Raw genomic sequence first — 376 nt, forward strand, 5'->3', positions numbered from 1 at the left:
TACCACAGCAGTAAAGTCGGTATCAGCGGCTAAATCACTACCGTCAACATCGACACTCCAACTACCATCTGCTTGCACCGTGGTGGTGTAAGTAGTGCCGTTAATCACTAATGTCACGACATCGCCCGGGGCAATATCGCCGCCTAAGGCCGTGCCGGTAACGGCTATGGTGCCGGCCGCTTCAGCGGCGTTAACGATGTCATCGGCAGTGATGTTATTCACCGTAACGGTACCGGCTTCGGCAGAGAGATCAACGGTATGGGTGGAGGTGGCGCTCGATTCAACCGTGTTACCGGCAGCATCCGACGAACTGACCACAGCATCAAATTCGGTATCGGCAGCTAAATCACTACCGGCGACATCGACAGACCAACTA

Annotated in this window: 1 protein-coding gene; it reads right to left on the bottom strand. The window is 54.5% G+C overall.

What is annotated here, in order from left to right; translation table 11 throughout:
- Positions 1–376: Ig-like domain-containing protein (locus JAO78_RS16700; protein WP_226752489.1), on the bottom strand; the 376-nt coding region annotated here is incomplete at both ends.

This window comes from Alishewanella maricola (assembly GCF_016343785.1).
Lineage (GTDB): Bacteria > Pseudomonadota > Gammaproteobacteria > Enterobacterales > Alteromonadaceae > Alishewanella > Alishewanella maricola.